The organism is uncultured Oceanisphaera sp., assembly GCF_947495715.1.
GTDB lineage: Bacteria > Pseudomonadota > Gammaproteobacteria > Enterobacterales > Aeromonadaceae > Oceanimonas > Oceanimonas sediminis.
Genome location: NZ_CANLZU010000012.1, coordinates 83,271 through 100,835 on the forward strand (window position 1 = coordinate 83,271; position 17,565 = coordinate 100,835).

13 protein-coding genes are annotated in these 17,565 nt (G+C 58.5%); 1 reads left to right on the forward strand and 12 read right to left on the reverse strand.

The features are described 5' to 3' along the window. Positions 1-36 precede the first annotated feature (36 nt). Positions 37-561 (forward strand): universal stress protein, encoded by a 525-nt coding sequence (locus Q0753_RS09175; RefSeq protein ID WP_298719728.1) that lies wholly within the window; start codon positions 37-39, stop codon positions 559-561. A gap of 297 nt (positions 562-858) precedes the next feature. Here the strand turns inward: Q0753_RS09175 and Q0753_RS09180 are convergent, their stop codons facing one another. From Q0753_RS09180 to xdhA, 12 genes are all read right to left on the reverse strand, one after another. Further along, a complete protein-coding gene (locus Q0753_RS09180) occupies positions 859-2,328 on the reverse strand; it encodes an NCS1 family nucleobase:cation symporter-1 (RefSeq protein ID WP_298719730.1) in 1,470 nt (489 codons plus the stop codon). Positions 2,329-2,738: 410 nt separating this feature from the next. Further along, complete coding sequence (locus tag Q0753_RS09185; protein ID WP_298719733.1) at positions 2,739-3,032, reverse strand: DUF6506 family protein; 294 nt, start codon at positions 3,030-3,032, stop codon at positions 2,739-2,741. Between the two features lie 28 nt (positions 3,033-3,060). Beyond that, positions 3,061-4,008, reverse strand: a complete 948-nt coding sequence (locus Q0753_RS09190; RefSeq protein ID WP_298719735.1) for a bifunctional enoyl-CoA hydratase/phosphate acetyltransferase — start codon at positions 4,006-4,008, stop codon at positions 3,061-3,063. A 197-nt stretch (positions 4,009-4,205) separates the two neighbouring features. Continuing rightward, a complete protein-coding gene (gene xsc, locus Q0753_RS09195; RefSeq protein WP_298719737.1) occupies positions 4,206-5,966 on the reverse strand; it encodes a sulfoacetaldehyde acetyltransferase in 1,761 nt (586 codons plus the stop codon). Positions 5,967-6,368: 402 nt separating this feature from the next. Continuing rightward, complete coding sequence (locus tag Q0753_RS09200; RefSeq protein ID WP_298719739.1) at positions 6,369-7,835, reverse strand: PLP-dependent aminotransferase family protein; 1,467 nt, start codon at positions 7,833-7,835, stop codon at positions 6,369-6,371. Between the two features lie 133 nt (positions 7,836-7,968). Then, a complete protein-coding gene (locus tag Q0753_RS09205) occupies positions 7,969-9,393 on the reverse strand; it encodes an FAD-binding oxidoreductase (RefSeq protein WP_298719741.1) in 1,425 nt (474 codons plus the stop codon). Positions 9,394-9,435: 42 nt separating this feature from the next. After that, the gene (locus tag Q0753_RS09210) at positions 9,436-9,831 is read right to left on the reverse strand and encodes a nuclear transport factor 2 family protein (RefSeq protein WP_298719743.1); all 396 of its coding nucleotides are present in this window, start codon (positions 9,829-9,831) and stop codon (positions 9,436-9,438) included. Between the two features lie 303 nt (positions 9,832-10,134). Beyond that, a complete protein-coding gene (locus tag Q0753_RS09215) occupies positions 10,135-10,875 on the reverse strand; it encodes a GntR family transcriptional regulator (protein ID WP_298719744.1) in 741 nt (246 codons plus the stop codon). A gap of 217 nt (positions 10,876-11,092) precedes the next feature. Beyond that, positions 11,093-12,397 (reverse strand): guanine deaminase, encoded by a 1,305-nt coding sequence (guaD, locus tag Q0753_RS09220; RefSeq protein ID WP_298719746.1) that lies wholly within the window; start codon positions 12,395-12,397, stop codon positions 11,093-11,095. Between the two features lie 30 nt (positions 12,398-12,427). Then, a complete protein-coding gene (gene xdhC / locus Q0753_RS09225) occupies positions 12,428-13,273 on the reverse strand; it encodes a xanthine dehydrogenase accessory protein XdhC (protein WP_298719747.1) in 846 nt (281 codons plus the stop codon). Between the two features lie 355 nt (positions 13,274-13,628). After that, entirely contained in the window at positions 13,629-16,025 is a 2,397-nt protein-coding gene (gene xdhB, locus Q0753_RS09230; RefSeq protein ID WP_298719749.1) for a xanthine dehydrogenase molybdopterin binding subunit, read from the reverse strand. Continuing rightward, a complete protein-coding gene (gene xdhA, locus Q0753_RS09235; RefSeq protein ID WP_298719751.1) occupies positions 16,018-17,463 on the reverse strand; it encodes a xanthine dehydrogenase small subunit in 1,446 nt (481 codons plus the stop codon). Before xdhA ends, xdhB begins: the two co-directional genes overlap by 8 nt. Positions 17,464-17,565 lie beyond the last annotated feature (102 nt).

A 17,565-nucleotide genomic window follows, 5' to 3' on the forward strand; every position in this document is an offset into this window, starting at 1 on the left:
GGCCCTGTCCTTGCATTAACGATGAGGAATATGCTCATGTTGCCGGAAGTAAACAAGATTCTCTATTGTACCGATCTGTCCAAGAATGCCTCTTACGCTTTCAAGTACGCCGTTTATCTGGCCAGACAGACCGGCGCCGAGATCCATATTCTGAAGGTGGTCGAAGAGCTGTCCAGCGATGAACGGCTGACGCTGCAGTCCTATATTCTCAACCAGAACAGCCGTGAAGAATTTCTGCATCAGCGCCTTAATCATGCCCGGGACCAGTTGCAGCAACGCCTGGATCATTTCTGGGAGGTGATAGCACCAGAGGAGCAGGCCATGCGCAGCAAGATCATCGGCTGCGAGGTGGTGGAAGGCTACCCCACCCAGACCATTCTCAAACGCTCGAAGGAACTGGACTGCGATCTGATCGTGATGGGCGCCCACGAGAAGGGCTGGTTTCATACCCTGCTCGGCAGCGTGGCCAAGAACGTGTTGCGCGAGTCCCGTATTCCCACCCTGATTGTCCCCCGTCCCGAAAAAGTGGTCACCACCAAACAGGCGACCCAGAAGCACTGAGCTTCGGCGTGACTCGGTTGCACACGAAAAAAGACGAGACCGGAGTCTCGTCTTTTTTTATGGCCGGAATGCCAACTCCGGCACTGGCTACTGCATCTTGTTCTGTCTCCTGTTGCCCAACACCGGTCAGTTAAGCGTAAAACGGGATCAATTGACTTCCCACCGACACGCCGTAAACCCATCCCTGGGGGCTCTGCTGCGCCATCCATGGCGCAGAAGGTCGGTTTGAAAGCCAATCGATCCCGTTAACTAAGCGGTGTTATCCTGTTGCCGGCGTTTTTGCCAACGAGGCCGGCATTAATGCCCGGCCTGACCGACAGACACCGGTTTGGCAGCAGCATGCCGGAACATCAGCAGGTAATAGAAGAGCCCACCCAGTCCGGCACCCAGCAGCCAGCCGTAGCCATTGAGGTTACTCAATGCCGGCACCAGTACCGTCGAGATGGAAAATACCGCCGCCATGGCAAACGCCGCCAGTGCCCGGCCATTCCAGCCTTTGTTGTAGTAGTAGGCCCCTTTCGGATCGGATGAGAACAGCTGCTCCATACTCAGTTCCTGGCGTTTAATCAGATAGTAATCGACCACTATGATGCCGTAGAACGGCGCTACCACCGCGCCCAGGGCGTTCACGAAGCCGGGAATACCAATCTGGCTGATCACCGACACCCAGAGGCCACCGACAAAGAAGGCCACGGTGGCGGTGATCAGGCCACCGATGCGGAAGCTGATCACCCGGGGGAACAGGTTGGCCAGATCGTAGGCCGGCGGAATGAAGTTCGCGACCAGGTTGATACCCACGGTCGCGGCAAAGAAGGTCAGCGCCGCGATAATGGTCAGCGGCAGCGAGTCGACCCGCTCGACGATATCGGCCGGATTGGTCAGCGCATCACCAAACAGCACCAGGGTACCGGCGGTAATGATCAACGCGATAAAGGAAAAGAAGGCCGCGTTCAGGGGCAGGCCCAACAGGTTGCCGATCTTCATTTGCCGTTCACTGCGTACAAAGCGGGTGAAGTCACCGAAGTTGATCACCACGGCGGCAAAATAGGCCACCATGGTCCCCACAATGGCGGCAAAGGCGGCGATATCACCTCCTTCGTAGTCACCACCACCACTGAAGATGGTGCCGACTGCCGGCAGCAGTTGATCGCCGGCTTCAAACCAGACGATGGCCATCAGCACCAGCATCACCACATACACCAGCGGACCGGCCCAGTTGAGGAACACCGTGATCTTGTCGATACCCTGCCAGAACAGGGCAATCTGGAATACCCATACAATCACGAAGGCCAGCCAGGCGGTGCCGGACATGCCGAGATAGGTCTCGCCGCTGCCCGGGCCCCACAGGGCGGTCAACATCAGGGTCACGGCGGTCGAGGCGAAATAGGTCTGCACCCCGTACCAGAAGATACCGATGATGGCCCGCAACAGGGCCGGGAAGTTGGCACCGCGCACCCCCATGCTGGCCCGAATCATCACCGGAAAGGGAATACCGTATTTGACGCTGGGCTTGCCGGTCAGGTTGACCAGCACCATCACGATGCAACCGGCCAGGATGATGGCCGCCATCACCGCCCAGCCGTTCAGGCCGTAAGACAGAAACAGCGAGGCCGCCAGGGTATAGCCGAACAAGCTTTGAATATCGTTTGACCAGACGTTGAAGATCTCGAACCAGCCCCAGGATCTGTCTTTATGCTTGATCGGGGCCAGATCCTCGTTGTAAAGCGAAGGATCGATGTGCTTGATGTCCAGGTTGTTATCATCCATGAGTGACGCTCCCTAAATGAATAAAATAATCGCTCCGATACCAGACAATGGACGGAACTGCGTGCCGTGCTCGCATCGGGTACTGCTTGAGTTCAAGCGTTTCTTCCATGTTTATCGCTCACAAAAAATACACAATATCGTTAACAATATTTCAGGTTCGACAAAAATACAAAATATTTTGTTAACAAGTTGTGTCGATTGTGATGTGTGTCGGCAACGAATTCCACTGCGCGATCCGCTCGGCGAGGATGAAATACGAGAAAAACCGGCATGAAGGCCATTGGCCGGGGGTGGCTATTAACGGCAAGAGAAAGGGAGAAATCGCGCATAAAAAAACCGCCGGCAGCAGCCGGCGGTAATAGAGTAAGAACAACATAACGGCGGATCCGCGGCGGGATCCGCCCGCCAGTTCAGGGCCAGTCGACCCGCGCCTGATCTTCACTGCGGTATTGTACCCGCCCCAGCGGCACATGATCGTTGATAGCCTCACGAATGTGCGCTTCTTCTTCGGCGCTGAAACCACCACACAACTCGATCACCTCTATACGCCGAGTCAGCATTTCCTGTGCCGCCATCACCGCCTCTTCCAGGGTGCGTACGCCGGACACGGCGATATCGAACAGCTCACTCTTGATGCGGCTATGGTGCTTGAACAGCTCCAGATCCGCCCCTTTTACAATAAAACCATAACGACTGAGCGACATAAACGACTCCTTACGCTAAAAAACGAATTCAGGATGCCTGCACCAGCGCAGGCGACAGCTGATGAGCACAATAAAGCGATGCCAGGGCGCAGGACGCCAACCGGGCCTCGGGCGGATCGGCCCGCGAGGTCAGAATGATCGGCACCCGGGCGCCCAGCACCAGACCGGCGGCGGTGGCGCCCATGAAATACACCATCTGCTTGAACAGGAAGTTGCCCGACTCCAGGTTGGGCACCAGCAGAATATCCACCTGACCGGGCACCTTGCCCGTAATGCCCTTGATGGCGGCGGCTTCCGGCGACACCGCATTGTCGAACGCCAGCGGCCCCTCTACCACGGCGCCGGGCAGCGCGCCCATGGCCGCCAGCTTGACCAGCTCGGCCGCATCCTGACTGGACGGCATGCTCTTGCTGACCTCTTCGGTACCCGACAGCAGCGCCACCCTGGGCTCATCCTTGCCCAAGGCATGCATGAAGCCGATGGCGTTGCGGGCGATATGCAGCTTGTCGAGTACCGAGGGTTGTACGTTGATCACCGCATCGGTAATGCACAGGGCCTTGTCGCTGCCGGGCACCGTCATGTAGAACACATGACTCAGCCGGCTGTCGGTACGCAATCCCGCCGCCTTGTTAAGCACGGCCCGCAGCAGAATGTCGGTATGCACGTGTCCCTTCATGATGGAATGCGCCTCATTCTGGCTGACCAGCGCCACGCCCAGCCGGGCCGCTTCGGTTTCGTCGGCGGCCTGCACCAGACGAACCTGGTCAAGCGACCAGTCAATGACCTCGGCCTGACGGCGCATGGTGTCGATATCGCCCACCAGTATCGGCTCGATCAACCCCTGCTCGCTGGCCATGCGGGCGCTGGCCAGCGAAACCTCGTTGATCGGATTAATCACTACGGTGGTGACCCGGGGATGCTGACGGGCCTGGGCCAGCAACCGGGCCGGACATTCCTTGGGCGTGGTACTGAGCATGATTCCATTCCTTCCTGACTGACAGAAAACAACCGCACGCCACTGCAACAATGGCATCGGGTTGGCTCCCGTAGCTACTTGTTATCGCGTCGATGACGCCCCAAGCGGGTGAAAATAACAGGGCCGGCATTGCCAGCCCTGGTTAACGACTTCACCGATAAGTGAAGCCTGCCCGTCAGTGCGGGCAGACTCGGCTATCAGCAGAAGTCTTTGTACTTCTCCAGGTGACGTACCGGCTTGGACAGGGCGTCACGACGGAAGGGGTCGCCCAGCTCGCGGGTACACAGGATTTCGATAACGGTGGTCTTGCCTTCCTTCTGGGCAGCACAGGCGGCCTTCAGGGCCGGGCCTACGTCTTCCAGACGGTCAATGGTGACACCTTCGGCTCCCATGCCACGGGCGATTTCGGCGAAGCTCGGGTTTTCCAGATCGCCGGCCACGAAACGACGGTTGTAGAAGTCGACCTGGTTCTTCTTCTCGGCGCCCCACTGACGGTTGTGGAACACGATGGAAGTCACCGGAATCTGCTCACGCACACAAGTCATGATTTCCATCATCGACATGCCCCAGGCACCGTCACCGGCGTAGGAAATGGCGGTACGATCGGGCGCGGCCACCTTGGCACCGATAATGGTCGGCAGGGCATAACCACAGTTGCCGAAGCTCATGGCGGCGAAGAAAGAGCGGGGCTTTTCAAAGCGCAGATAGCTGTTGGACACCGAGTTGATGTTACCGATATCGGTGGATACCATGGCATCTTCCGGCATGGCTTTTTCCAGCTCGCGCAGTACCTGACGCGGGTGCAGGTAGTTGCCTTCTTCTTCGGCCTGCTCGGCAATCATGTCCAGCGAGTAGTCATCCTTCTCGTGAATCCACTCGTCCAGTTCCTGTTCCCAGGCCGCTTTTTCGGCGGCAATTTCGGTGGCGCGAGCGCCCTTGGTTTCCAGGCAGTACACGTTCTGCTCTTCCAGACGCTTCAGCATGGACACGGCAGCGGCCTTGGCATCGCCACAGACACCGACCGAAATTTTCTTCACCAGACCCAGCATCTTGGCATCGCAGTCAACCTGGATGATTTTGGCGTCTTTCGGCCAGTAATCCATGCCGTGCTGTGGCAGGGTGCCGAAGGGACCGAGGCGGGTACCCAGCGCCAGCACCACGTCGGCACGGGAAATCAGCTTCATGCCGGCCTTGGAGCCCTGGTAACCCAGAGGACCACACCACAAGGGGTGGCTGGCGGGGAAGGAGTCGTTGTGCAGGTAGCTGTTCACCACCGGCGCACCCAGGAATTCGGCCAGCGCCTTGCACTCTTCGACCGCGTCGGACATCACCACACCACCACCGGAGATGATCACCGGGTTCTTGGCGTTGGCCAGCAACTCGGCCGCTTCCTGCAGGCTCTGCTCGCCACCGGCACCGCGTTCGATGCGGATGGGCTGCGGGATCTCGACGTTGATGTCGCCGTAGAAGAAGTCACGCGGAATATTCAGCTGAGTCGGGCCATTTTCCAGCATGGCGCGGTCGAAACAGCGGGCGGTGATCTCGGCCATACGGGCCGGGTTGGCCACGTGACCCTGGTACTTGGTGATGGTTTCAAAGAACGGCAGCTGTTGGGCTTCCTGAAAACCGCCCAGACCCTGGCTCATGGAGCCGGTTTCGGGGGTAATACACACTACCGGGCTGTGCGCCCAGTAAGCGGCGGCAATGGCGGTCACGAAGTTGGTGATACCGGGGCCGTTCTGGGCGATACAAACCCCATGGCGACCACTGACGCGAGAATAGCCGTCGGCCATGTGGCCCGCACCCTGCTCGTGAACCGTTGGGATCAGTCGAATACCGGCCGGTGCGAAAATATCCATGGCATCCATGAAGGCCGAGCCCATGATGCCGAAGGCATCGGTTACACCGTTGGCCGCCAGAGTTTCAACCAGAGCTTCACTAGGAGTCATACGTGGCATAGCTGTCTTCCTTTTGCTGTGTCCTGTTGGTGACGGTACCTACCGCCACCCCGGAGTGTTCAATCCAATGTTCGGTTCAAGCAGGTTTACGTTCGTTATTGTGAATTCAGTGCGAATCGCAACGAGTGACGCCATGCTGGCCGTTTCCCCGAGCTTCCCCTCCCGGTGAACCGACGCAGGTAAATAACGTCTGGTGACCTGGATGCGATTCACTGAGGACTAGAGTAGGAACTGGGGGGATCACTGAGTAGGACCAGTTGCGTAACAATCGTTACGCCAGAAAATAAAACTATAAAAATCATAAACTTAAATACAAAAAAGACGCCTTTCGGCGTCTTTTTGTTAACATTTTTAAAACATTGTTCGTCGAAAAGGAATTGACGACCATACTGGCGCAGCGAATCAGATCATGTCTTCAATCAGCTCTACCAGTGCCTGGATGCCCGGCCGTATCTTGTTGGCCGGAATCGAGGAATAACCGAGACGGAAATAGTTAAGCGGTGCCGGCTGTTCCAGAAAGTGAATATCACCGGGTTCGATCAGTATGCCGCGGTCGGCCGCCTCCTTGCGCAACAGCCGGCTGTCGAGTCCTTCGGGCCCCTTCACCCAGTAACAGGAGCCGCCGAAACTGGGCTGACGACTGGACGAAGGCAGGTATTCGTTCAACGCCTCCCCCATTTCCTGCCAGCGCTCTTCGTAGGCCTTGGCAATCGTCATGATCAACGCATCGTGATAGCCCCGCTCCAGAAACAGCGCCACCGAGCGCTGGTTGTTGGCGGCCGGGTGGCGCAGTATCAGGCGACGCAAGGCCCGGGCCTCGCGGATCAACTCGGCGGGTCCGACCAGGTAACCCAGTCGCAGTCCCGGCGCCAGGGTCTTTGACAGGCTACCGACGTACAGCACTCGATCATTGGTATCCAGGCTCTTCAACGCCGGTATCGGATTGGACTTGAAGTTACTCTCGCATTCGTAATCGTCTTCGATGATCAAAAAGTCCTGCTCGCTCGCTTTTTCCAGCAGGGCATAGCGCCGTTCCAGCGGCATGGTCACCGTGGTCGGGCACTGATGACTGGGAGTGGTAAACACCGCATCACAGCCGTTCAGCCCTTCATCAACAATCAGTCCCTGATCATCGACCGGCAGGCCGCGTACCCGGGCCGGGTTCATGGTGGCGATGTTGCGAATGTCCACATAGCCCGGCTCTTCGATGCCGATGGTGCTGTCTTTGTCCAGCAGCAGCCGGGCCAGCATGTACAGCGCCTGCTGGGCGCCCACCGTCACCAGTATCTGATCCGCCGACGCCCAGACGCCGCGCCTTGGCAGCAGCCGGGTACGGATCTGCTCGATCAGCAGCGGATCATCCGCATCGAAACGATCCGAGGCCCAGTCGCGAATGGCCGGTACACTCACCGCATCCCGGCAGCATTCGCGCCAGTTGTTGCTGGGAAACAGGCTGGTATCGAACTGACCGTAAATAAAGGGATAGGGATATTTCTGCCAGTCTTTGGGCTTGGTGATGTTGTGCTGATGACTGGGAATAATCTTGAGTTTGTTCGCCCAGTCCGGTGGTGAGCCCTCTTCATTGCGGCTGCTCTGTACCGGCACCTCCAGCTGGCGGGACAGAATATCAGGGTTGACGAAATAACCACTGCGTTCCCTGGCCAGCAGATAGCCATCGTCCAGCAAATGCTCATAGGCCAGCACCACCGTATTGCGGGCAATACTCAGCTGCTTGGCCAGCTTGCGGCTGGAAGGCAGAGGGCTGTCCTGGGGAATATTGCCATTAAGGATGGCGGCGGCAATTTGCTCGCGCAGCTGCTGCTGCAGGCTGGTGGTTTTTTCCGTGGAGAAATGAAACAGCGGGAACATACAACGACTTACCTGTCTACGAGTGATAAAACAGACGCAAAAATGCCGAAGCCATAATGCGTCATTAGGTTACACCTTTGTAACCCAATGAACGCAAAAGTAAAGCTCCGGCATCTCAGGCTGTTAGCTCGGTTTACAAATGCTCGTCGCGCAGCTGGTACCAGTGGTACAGCATCCGTTGCCCCATGCGACGGAAGGGCGAAAACAGGTGTCCCGGCAGTGCCGTGTCGTAAATCGGCAGTTCGAAGCCTTCCTTGATGCCCGCCACGCGCTGGGCCATGCGCCGACCGGCATGGGCCGAGAACATGACACCGTTGCCACCGTAACCCAGAGCATAAAATACCTGCTCTTTTTCATCGGGCTGGGCGATACGCGGCATCATGTCGTGACTCACATCTACCCAGCCCCACCAGGAATAATCCACCTTGATACCGTTGAGCGCCGGAAACTTGCGATGCATGCCGTCGATCAGCAACTGCAGATGCTTGGGATTGGGCGCATCGCTGCCGGTAATGGAGCTGCGACTGCCGATCTGCAAGCGATTATCCGGCAGCTTGCGGTAATAATGCCGCAGGGTACGGGTGTCGGTGATCACCTCGTTGGTCTTGAAGTTACAGGCGGCGAGCTCCTGATCCGTCATCGGCCGGGTCACCAGCGAGTTGGACAGTATCGGCATTATCTTGCTGCGCAGGCTCTGATGCAGTCCCTGCGAGGTATAACCCCCGGTGGCGACCGCCACGGCCCGGGCACGCACTATGCCACCCGGCGTCTGCAGATAATGGATACCGTTCCTGGTTTCCCAGCCGGTGACCGGACTGGACGGATGCACGGTCGCGCCCAGCTCCCGCGCGATGCGCTGATAGCCATGGGCCAGCTTGAGCGGATGCACACCGATGCCGTCCGGCTCGTGCATGGCACCCACCGCCTCGGCTTCGTCAACGTAGTTGCGGCTGAGAGTGGCCTTGTCGAGCATCTCGGTCTCGTAACCGAACTGATTGCGCAATACCTTGGCTTCGGCCTCCAGCTTGCGCATCGCCTTGTCCCGGTGGGCGATGTAGAGATGACCGCCATCCTGGGGATTACAGTCGATATTGCCGTCCTTGATCAGCCCCTTGAAGGTATCGAAACCTTCACGCACCTCTTCGTGCATCTTGCGGGCGGTATCCAGGCCCCAGCGCTGTATCCACTGGGAACGAGTCAAGCGACCCGAGGCATTCTGGGCCTGACCACCGTTGCGGCTGGTACAGCCCCAGCTGATCTGGTTGGCTTCCAGTACCGTCGCCTTGATGCCATGTTCCTTGGCCAGAAACAGGGCGCAGCTCAGGCCGGTGAAGCCACTGCCGATAATGGCGACGTCCACATCCACGTCCTGAGTGATGGGGCCATCGTCTTCCGGCGGTGCGCCGGCGGTGGCCACCCAGTAGGTGGGCGCATACTGCTGGCCACGACCCGGCGTAGGAGCAACCAGTGGATCGTAGGTGGGATCATAGCTGTCCAGCACCTTCTTGGACTGAGCCGGCTGGCGGAGATCCGCCTGGGTTTTGTTGGCAATATCCATATTTGTATTCCCCGGATGAAAAGTTGAAATCCCTGGTGTTGTTTACTTGGGATCCAGCAGCGGGCGGTCTTTACGGAAGGCCTGCTTCAGCACCAGCTTGCCGTCGTTCACGGTAAAGATATCGACGCCGTCGGCTTCGATTCGCTTGCCATCCGGGCAGGTGGCACAGAAGGTCCACTGGGACACGCCCTTGTCGCCGGCGGCAAAGTGGCTGGTGTTCTGCCAGCTGACATCGGGATAGGTGGTCCATACCTTGACGAAGGCGGCGGCCACGGCGGCGGCACCATCGAAACGGGTGCCGTATGCTTCGGTGCCGGCGGCACCTTCGAACACAACATCTTCGCTCATGCAGGCCATGACGCCCTCGATATCGTGACGATTGAAGGCGGCAAACAGTTGTTCAAGCAAGGCGACGGTTTTCTGATTTTCTGCTGACATGACATTCTCCTTTGGCAGCCCCGTCCGGGCTGTGCGATGACCATAAATCCAGCAGTTGCTACTGCCGTTTACATGTTCACAACATTAGGAGGAAGGCGGCCATGCCGGTAGCGCCAGTTGGCTGCCGTGGCTTGGACCACCCCCTGACCGGGGTGTCGGCACGACAAAAACGCCACGGCAAGACAGCGGAGGCGGAGGAATAAAGCGAGAGAGAACAACAAGATAAGCGGAGCCTGCTACCGGCTCCGCACTCAGGGGAGATGAACGACCATGGCCTGACGGCTATGGCTTAACGACTATGGATTAACGGCTACGGCCAGGCTTTTTCTTGACCACACCGGAAAACACCACATGCAAATCGGTGGACGCGGACTCGTTATCCAGGTTCAGCTTGCCTTCAATATGGTTCAGGTGCTCGGTCATCATGTTGACGGCCTGTTGCGGATCACCGGACTCGATGGCCTTCAGCAGGGCGTCATGCTCGTTAAAGGAGCAGTGCACCTGATGGCCGACTTCGTACTGGGCAATGATCAGCGAGGTTTGTGATACGACGCTGCGCTGAAAGTTGAGCAGCGGCGTGTTGTTGGCCATGTGGGCCAACTCCAGATGAAACTCGCCCGACAGTCGAATGCCCTTGCCGCGGTCACCGCGAGCGAAGGCATCGTGCTCTTCCTGTACCATGGTACGGATGCGCTGCAGTCCTTCGGGCGTGGCATGTTTCACCGCCAGCTCGATCACCGCCAGCTCCACCACCCGGCGAGCGGCGAAAATCTGCCGCGCTTCTTCCACACTCGGGGCCGCTACCACGGCGCCACGGTTGGGTCTGATGCTGACGACCTGCTCGTGCGACAGGCGCAACAGAGCACGACGGATAATGGTTCGGCTGACGCCGAAGATTTCGCCCAGCGCTTCTTCGCTGAGCTTGGTGCCCGGCGCCAGCCGCTGTTCGAGAATGGCATCGAAGATATGTTCGTAAACAATATCATCCTGGGTATTTGAGCTCGACTTGACGGGTCTCGGCTCCAGTTGACTGAGTGAACTCATGCTGTGGGTTTCCAGTTACGGCCTGCATATACGACAAAAGGTATACCGCATGCTTGCCTGTTAGTTAAATTTTTGTAATCTCGTATACAATCTTACTGGGTTTTGCACGATACGACAGTTGCAATAGTCAAGACTGTGACTGAACACAAAAAACGCCCGAAATGGGCGCTTTTCGCAGCACAGCCGCAGCGGGCCGAGAAGGGGTTTCTATTGGAACTTAATGCCGGCGGTAGCAGCAGTCACCATAAATATAGGTTTCGGCAATCACCCGATCGTCCCCCAGCATCATCAGCACGAATAATTGTTCGAACAAATTGTGAGCATTTTTCATTCGCGCCTGTATCAAGGGGGTGGCATGGAGATCCAGCACCAGAAAATCGGCTTCCTTGCCGACCTCCAGGTTACCTATCTTGTTGTCCAGGCTGAGTGCCTTGGCACCGCCCAGGGTAGCCAGATACAGCGCCTTCAGCGGGTGCAGCTTGTGCTGCTGCAACTGCTGGATCTTGTAGGCCTCGGCGATGGTCTGCAGCATGGAAAAACTGGTGCCGCCGCCCACGTCGGTGCCCAGCCCGACCCGGATCTGATGCGCTTCCATCCCGGGCAGATCGAACAGCCCTGAGCCCAGAAACAGGTTGGAGGTGGGGCAGAAAGAGATCACCGAATCGGTCTCCCCCATGCGCGCGCATTCCTCCTGCTCCAGGTGTACCGCATGGGCGAATACCGAACGCTCACCGAGTAGACCGAAATGGTCATATACATCCAGATAGCCCTTGCGCTCGGGAAACAGCTCCTTCACCCATTCGATTTCCTGCTTGTTTTCGGACAGGTGCGTCTGCAGATAAACATCCGGATATTCCTGCAGCAGGCGACCGGCCACGGCCAACTGATCGGCGGTACTGGTGGGTGCAAAGCGTGGCGTTACCGCATAGAGCTGGCGGCCCTTGTGGTGCCAACGCTCGATCAATGCCTTGCTGTCGGCATAGGCGGACTCGGGAGTATCGAGCAGATAGTCGGGAGCGTGCCGGTCCATCATCACCTTGCCGGCGATCATCCGCATGTTGCGCTTTTCGGACTCGCTGAAAAAGGCATCGACCGAGGCTTTGTGCACGGTGCCGAACACCATGGCGGTGGTGGTGCCGTTACGCAACAGCTCATCCAGAAAGAAGCTCGCCACCCGCCGTGCGTGTGCGGGATCGGCGAACTTCCGCTCTTCCGGAAAGGTATAGTTGTTCAGCCAGTCGAGCAACTGCTCGCCATAGGAGGCGATCATCTCGGTCTGGGGAAAATGGATATGGGTATCGATAAAACCGGCGGTGATCAGCTTGTTTTCAAAACGGATCACCTCAAGATTCGCCGGCTGGCGCGCCAACACCTGGTCGGCCGGGCCGATATCGCAGATATGGCCGTCGGCCACCACCAGCACACCGTCTTCATAATAGGCATGGCTGGCGTCCAGCCCGACCCGGGCCGGATCGGCCAGGCAGTGCAGAATGGCGGCGCGATACGCGATCGCTTGCGTCATGTAAAGGCTTCTCCTTGAAAATTCGTATGGTTACGGTCGTACCGAGGCTGGCTCATCAGCAATCTCGTCCCGCTCGGAAACTGTGCCGCCAGTCGCGGACGCCGCCGGCTGCTGATAGGCGGCAATCAACTCGCCGGCCACCGACACCGCGATTTCTGCCGGATGCTTGCCGATCACCTCGGGCAGGCCGATGGGGCAGATCATCCGGGCCAGCGCCGCCTCGTCAAAGCCCCGCTCTTTCAGCTTGTAATCGAACCGCTTGCGCTTGGTGCGCGAGCCGATGACACCGAAGTAACGGGCATCTCCCCGCTTGAGAATACGGGCACAGAGTTCCAGATCGAGCTGATGATTATGGGTCATCACCAGATAGAAGCTGCCGGCAGGCTGGCCATCGATCTCGGCCACAGGATCATCGCTCACTAGCTTGCTGACACCGGCCGGCAGCTCGGTGGGAAACTCATCCTCCCGCTCGTCTATCCAGGTAATACGAAACGGCAGTGTGGCCAGTATGTGCACCAACGCCTTGGCCACATGACCGGCGCCGAACAGCACCAGATGATGGCGGGCGCGCACCACAGGCTCCAGCATGATGGTGGCCATGCCGCCACAACACTGGCCCAGGCTGGCGCCCAGATTGAAGCGTTCCACCTTCATCTGCTGCTCACCCTGCTGCAGCATGTTACGCGCCAGCTGCAACGCCTTGTATTCCAGGTGGCCACCGCCGATGGTGGCGTAACATCCCTGCTCGGTGACCAGCATTTTGGTACCGCTGTCGCGAGGCGTAGAGCCCTTGTGCTCGACCACAGTCACCAGCACGCAGGGTTCGCCCTTGCGTTCCAGCTCGGCCAGCACCTGAATCCAGTTGTCCTTGAACATCACTTCACCTCTACTACCGCCTCTACCACCAACAGTAAACGCAGGCTTTATCTCAGGAGAAACGTCGGATTAAGGGTCTACTCCTCCGACACGCCATAAACCCATCCCTGGGGGCTCGGACATGCCATCCCTGGCATGTCACGGTCGGCGGAGCAGATCCCTCAACCCTCCTCTGGGCGCCGGAGCCGGCTGTACCAATCGGTCACTCAGATGCCTGAAGGAGGACAAAGGGATCTGCTCCGCCGACCTTCTGTTTCAGGGATGAAACAGAGAGCGTACACGGACGTATTCACAGCGAGTCGACGGAGCGGACCCTTTGTCCAACTGGTGCAACCTGACCAGACGATGCCCGGCGTTACTTGACCAGCACTTCCTCGGTTACGGCTTCATCCTGCTCCACCAGCGCCTGCATCTGCTCCACCGCCCACAGCACCCGTTCCGGCGTGGCCGGTGAGTCCATGTGCGGATATTTCCGGTAATCCGACACGCTGGCCACCGCGTCTTTCAGCGCGCACCACACCGAGATACCGAGCATGAACGGCGGCTCGCCCACGGCCTTGGAGTGGAATACGGTGTCTTCCGGGTTCTTGCGGTTTTCCACCAGCTTGACGCGGAAGTCGAGGGGGGTGTCGGCCACCGCCGGTATCTTGTAGCCCGCCGGGCCGTTGGTCATCAGCTTGCCCTTGTCGTTCCACACCAATTCTTCGGTGGTGAGCCAACCCACGCCCTGAATGAAGGCGCCCTCGACCTGACCGATATCGATGGCCGGGTTCAGCGAGTCACCCACGTCGTGCAGTATGTCGGCGCGCAGTATCTTGTATTCGCCGGTCAGGGTGTCGATGATCACCTCGGAGCAGGCGGCACCGTAGGCGAAGTAGTAGAAGGGACAGCCGGATCCGCTGGCATGATCGTAATAGATCTTCGGCGTCTTGTAGAAGCCGGTGCTCGACAGCGAAATCTGGTTGAAGTACGCCAGTTGTACGAATTCCTGGAACGACAGTATCTGGTTGCGCACCCGCACGACGTTGTTCTTGAACACCACTTCTTCCGGGCTGACCTGAAAATGACCCGACGCCCAGTCGATCAACCGTTGCTTGATGATCTGCGCCGCATTCTGGGCCGCCTTGCCGTTCAGATCGGTGCCACTGGACGCCGCCGTGGGCGAGGTGTTGGGCACCTTGTCGGTATTGGTGGCGGTGATCTGGATACGATCGATGTCCACCTGAAATTCTTCCGCCACTATCTGGGCTACCTTGATGTTCAGCCCCTGCCCCATCTCGGTACCGCCGTGATTGAGGTGAATGCTGCCATCGGTGTAAATGTGTACCAGGGCGCCGGCCTGGTTGAGGAAGGTGGCGGTAAAGGAAATACCGAACTTCACCGGGGTGATGGCGATGCCCTTCTTCAGAATCGGGCTCCGGGCGTTGAACGCCTTGATCGCCGCGCGCCGGCTGGCGTATTCGGAAGACAGCTCCAGATCCGCCACCAGCTCGTGAATGATATTGTGCTCCACCGGCTGGTGATAATGGGTAACGTTACGGTCGTCCTTGCCGTAGAAGTTGATCTTGCGGATCTCCAGCGGATCCTTGCCAAGCTTCGAGGCGATCTCGTCCATCACATGCTCGATCGTCATCATGCCCTGGGGACCACCGAAACCACGATAGGCGGTGTTGGACGCAGTGTTGGTCTTGCAGCGGTGGCCGATAACGGTAGCGTCACCCAGGTAATAGGCGTTGTCCGAGTGGAACATGGCCCGGTCGACAATCGAGGACGACAGATCCGGCGAATAGCCGCAGTTACCGGCGACGATGATTTCCGCCGCCTCGATGCGGCCGCTATCGTCGAAACCGATCTTGTACTGGTTGAAGAAGGGATGACGCTTGCCGGTCATCATCATGTCTTCGACCCGCGGCAGGCGCATCTTGGTGGGGCGACCGGTGAGGCGCGCCACTACTGCCGCCATGCAGGCGGGACCGGCGGCCTGGGTTTCCTTGCCGCCGAAGCCGCCGCCCATGCGCCGCATGTCGATCACGACCTTGTGCATCGGCACGTCCAGCACGCCGGCCACCAGCTTCTGCACCTCGGTCGGGTTCTGGCTGGAGGTAAACACCATCATGCCGCCGTCTTCGGTGGGCACCACAGAGCTGACCTGGGTTTCCAGATAGAAGTGTTCCTGGCCGCCGATATGCAGGCTGCCTTCAATCACATGCTTGGCGCGCTTTAGACCGGCGGCGGAGTCGCCCCGTTGCTGCTTGTGACTTTCGGTCACGAACAGCTCTTTTTCCAGCGCTTCTTCTACCGACAGCACCGGCGGCAAATCTTCGTATTCGACAATGGCCGCCATCGCCGCCTTGCGCGCGGTCCCCAGATCTTTCGCCGCTACCGCCAGCACCGGCTGGCCAAGGTATTCGACCTTGCCGTCGGCCAGCAGCGGATCGCCGGCCAGTACCGGGCCTATATCCAGCTCGCCGGGCACGTCTTTGGCGGTAATGGCAATGGTTACACCGTCAAACTGGTAGCAGGGAGCCACATCGAGTTTGGTAATACGGGCATGGGCCCGATCCGACAGCCGAGCATACAGATGCAGCTGATTGGGGAATTCCAGCCGGTCGTCGATGTACTGGGCCTCGCCGGCCACCTGCATGGCGGCGCTGTCGTGGGGCACTCTCTTGCCCACGCCGGTTTGCAGGCTCTGTTTGACCCGCTCCATCATCTCGTCGATGGTGAGTGTGTTCATTGGCTTGTTAGACATAAGACGTCACCCTGGTTTCCAGTTTCAGACTCTGCTGCTCGATGAAGAACTTGTAGAGCAGGTTGCTGGCGGTTTTGCTGCGGTATTCCTTGCTGGCCCTGAAGTCGGACAGCGGCTCGAAATCACCGGTCAGCGCCTGCATCGCCGCCTTGACGGTGGCGTGATTCCAGGGCTGGCCGAGCAGTGCCTGTTCGCAGGCCGAGGCACGTTTGGGTACTGCCGCCATGCCGCCGAAGCCGATGCAGGCATCGGTCACCACGCCGTCTTCAATGGTCAGATTGAAGGCGCCACACACCGCGGAAATATCGTCATCCAATCTTTTGGACAACTTGTAGACTCTGAAGTGCTGATTGGCCGTCGGTTTGGGCACTATGATCTGCTCGATAAACTCGCCCTCTTCCAGCGCGGTCACCTTGTAGCCGAGGAAATAGGCTTCGACGGGCACCTCACGACGCCGGTCGCCCTTACGCAGCACCAGGCGGGCATCGAGCGCCATCAGCACCGGCGGTGCATCACCGATGGGCGAGGCGTTGCCGATGTTGCCGCCCAGGGTGCCCTGATTACGGATCTGCAGGGAGGCAAAGCGGTGCAGCAGCTCGCCGAAGTCGGGAAAGACCCGGCTCAGCGCCTCGTAACTGTCGCTCAGGCTGCGAGCCGCGCCAATCACCAGCTGTTGGTCGTCTTCTTTCAGCTGTTTCATGTCGGTCACGTTGCCCACATAAATCATCTTCGGCAGTTCGCGGTAGAACTGGGTCACTTCCAGCGCCAGGTCGGTGCCGCCGGCCAGCAGACGGGCATCCGGATGCTGAACCAGCAGCGCCGCCACTTCATCACTGCTGGTGGGCGAATAGCACACCTTGCCGTTTTCGTTAAGGGTAACCAGGGTATCGGTCTGGATCTGATCGAGCCGGGCCAGTACCTCGGACTCGTAGCGGGAAAAATCATCGGCCAGCTGCGGCTGCTCTGCAATCGTCCTGGCCGCATCGACGATGGGTCGATATCCGGTGCAGCGACACAGGTTACCGGCCAGGGCTTCGAGAATGTCGTGCTGGTCGGCCGAGGGCTTGTTCTTGCTCAGGGCAAACATCGACATGATAAAGCCGGGAGTACAGAAGCCGCACTGGGAACCGTGAAAGTCCACCATCGCCTGCTGCACCGGATGCAGGCTGCCGTCTTGCGACTTGAGGTCTTCCACCGTGATCAGCTGCTTGCCGTGCAGGGTCGACACGAAGGTCAGGCAGGAGTTCACCGTTTGATAACGAATATGTTCGCCTTCCCGCTCGCCCAGCACCACGGTGCAGGCGCCGCAGTCACCGGATGCACATCCTTCCTTGGTGCCGTTTTTACCCACGCGAGTGCGCAGATAATTGAGCACCGTCATATTGGGCGACAGGTCTTTTTCCTCCCGCACCTCCTGGTTAAGCAGAAACTTAATCAAGGCTTGCCTCCTTCAGCGAGTACATCGCACACATTACCGACCAGCGGAATAATAATATCTTCATGTGTAATTAAAGTTAAACCTGACCAAAGAGTCAACAAA

Excerpts from the sequence above, each read along its gene's own strand:
- Q0753_RS09175 (WP_298719728.1), top strand. The coding sequence starts at position 37 with ATGTTGCCGGAAGTAAACAAGATTCTCTATTGTACCGATCTGTCCAAG.
- Q0753_RS09180 (WP_298719730.1), bottom strand. The coding sequence starts at position 2,328 with ATGGATGATAACAACCTGGACATCAAGCACATCGATCCTTCGCTTTAC.
- Q0753_RS09185 (WP_298719733.1), bottom strand. The coding sequence starts at position 3,032 with ATGTCGCTCAGTCGTTATGGTTTTATTGTAAAAGGGGCGGATCTGGAG.
- Q0753_RS09190 (WP_298719735.1), bottom strand. The coding sequence starts at position 4,008 with ATGCTCAGTACCACGCCCAAGGAATGTCCGGCCCGGTTGCTGGCCCAG.
- xsc (WP_298719737.1), bottom strand. The coding sequence starts at position 5,966 with ATGCCACGTATGACTCCTAGTGAAGCTCTGGTTGAAACTCTGGCGGCC.
- Q0753_RS09200 (WP_298719739.1), bottom strand. The coding sequence starts at position 7,835 with ATGTTCCCGCTGTTTCATTTCTCCACGGAAAAAACCACCAGCCTGCAG.
- Q0753_RS09205 (WP_298719741.1), bottom strand. The coding sequence starts at position 9,393 with ATGGATATTGCCAACAAAACCCAGGCGGATCTCCGCCAGCCGGCTCAG.
- Q0753_RS09210 (WP_298719743.1), bottom strand. The coding sequence starts at position 9,831 with ATGTCAGCAGAAAATCAGAAAACCGTCGCCTTGCTTGAACAACTGTTT.
- Q0753_RS09215 (WP_298719744.1), bottom strand. The coding sequence starts at position 10,875 with ATGAGTTCACTCAGTCAACTGGAGCCGAGACCCGTCAAGTCGAGCTCA.
- guaD (WP_298719746.1), bottom strand. The coding sequence starts at position 12,397 with ATGACGCAAGCGATCGCGTATCGCGCCGCCATTCTGCACTGCCTGGCC.
- xdhC (WP_298719747.1), bottom strand. The coding sequence starts at position 13,273 with ATGTTCAAGGACAACTGGATTCAGGTGCTGGCCGAGCTGGAACGCAAG.
- xdhB (WP_298719749.1), bottom strand. The coding sequence starts at position 16,025 with ATGTCTAACAAGCCAATGAACACACTCACCATCGACGAGATGATGGAG.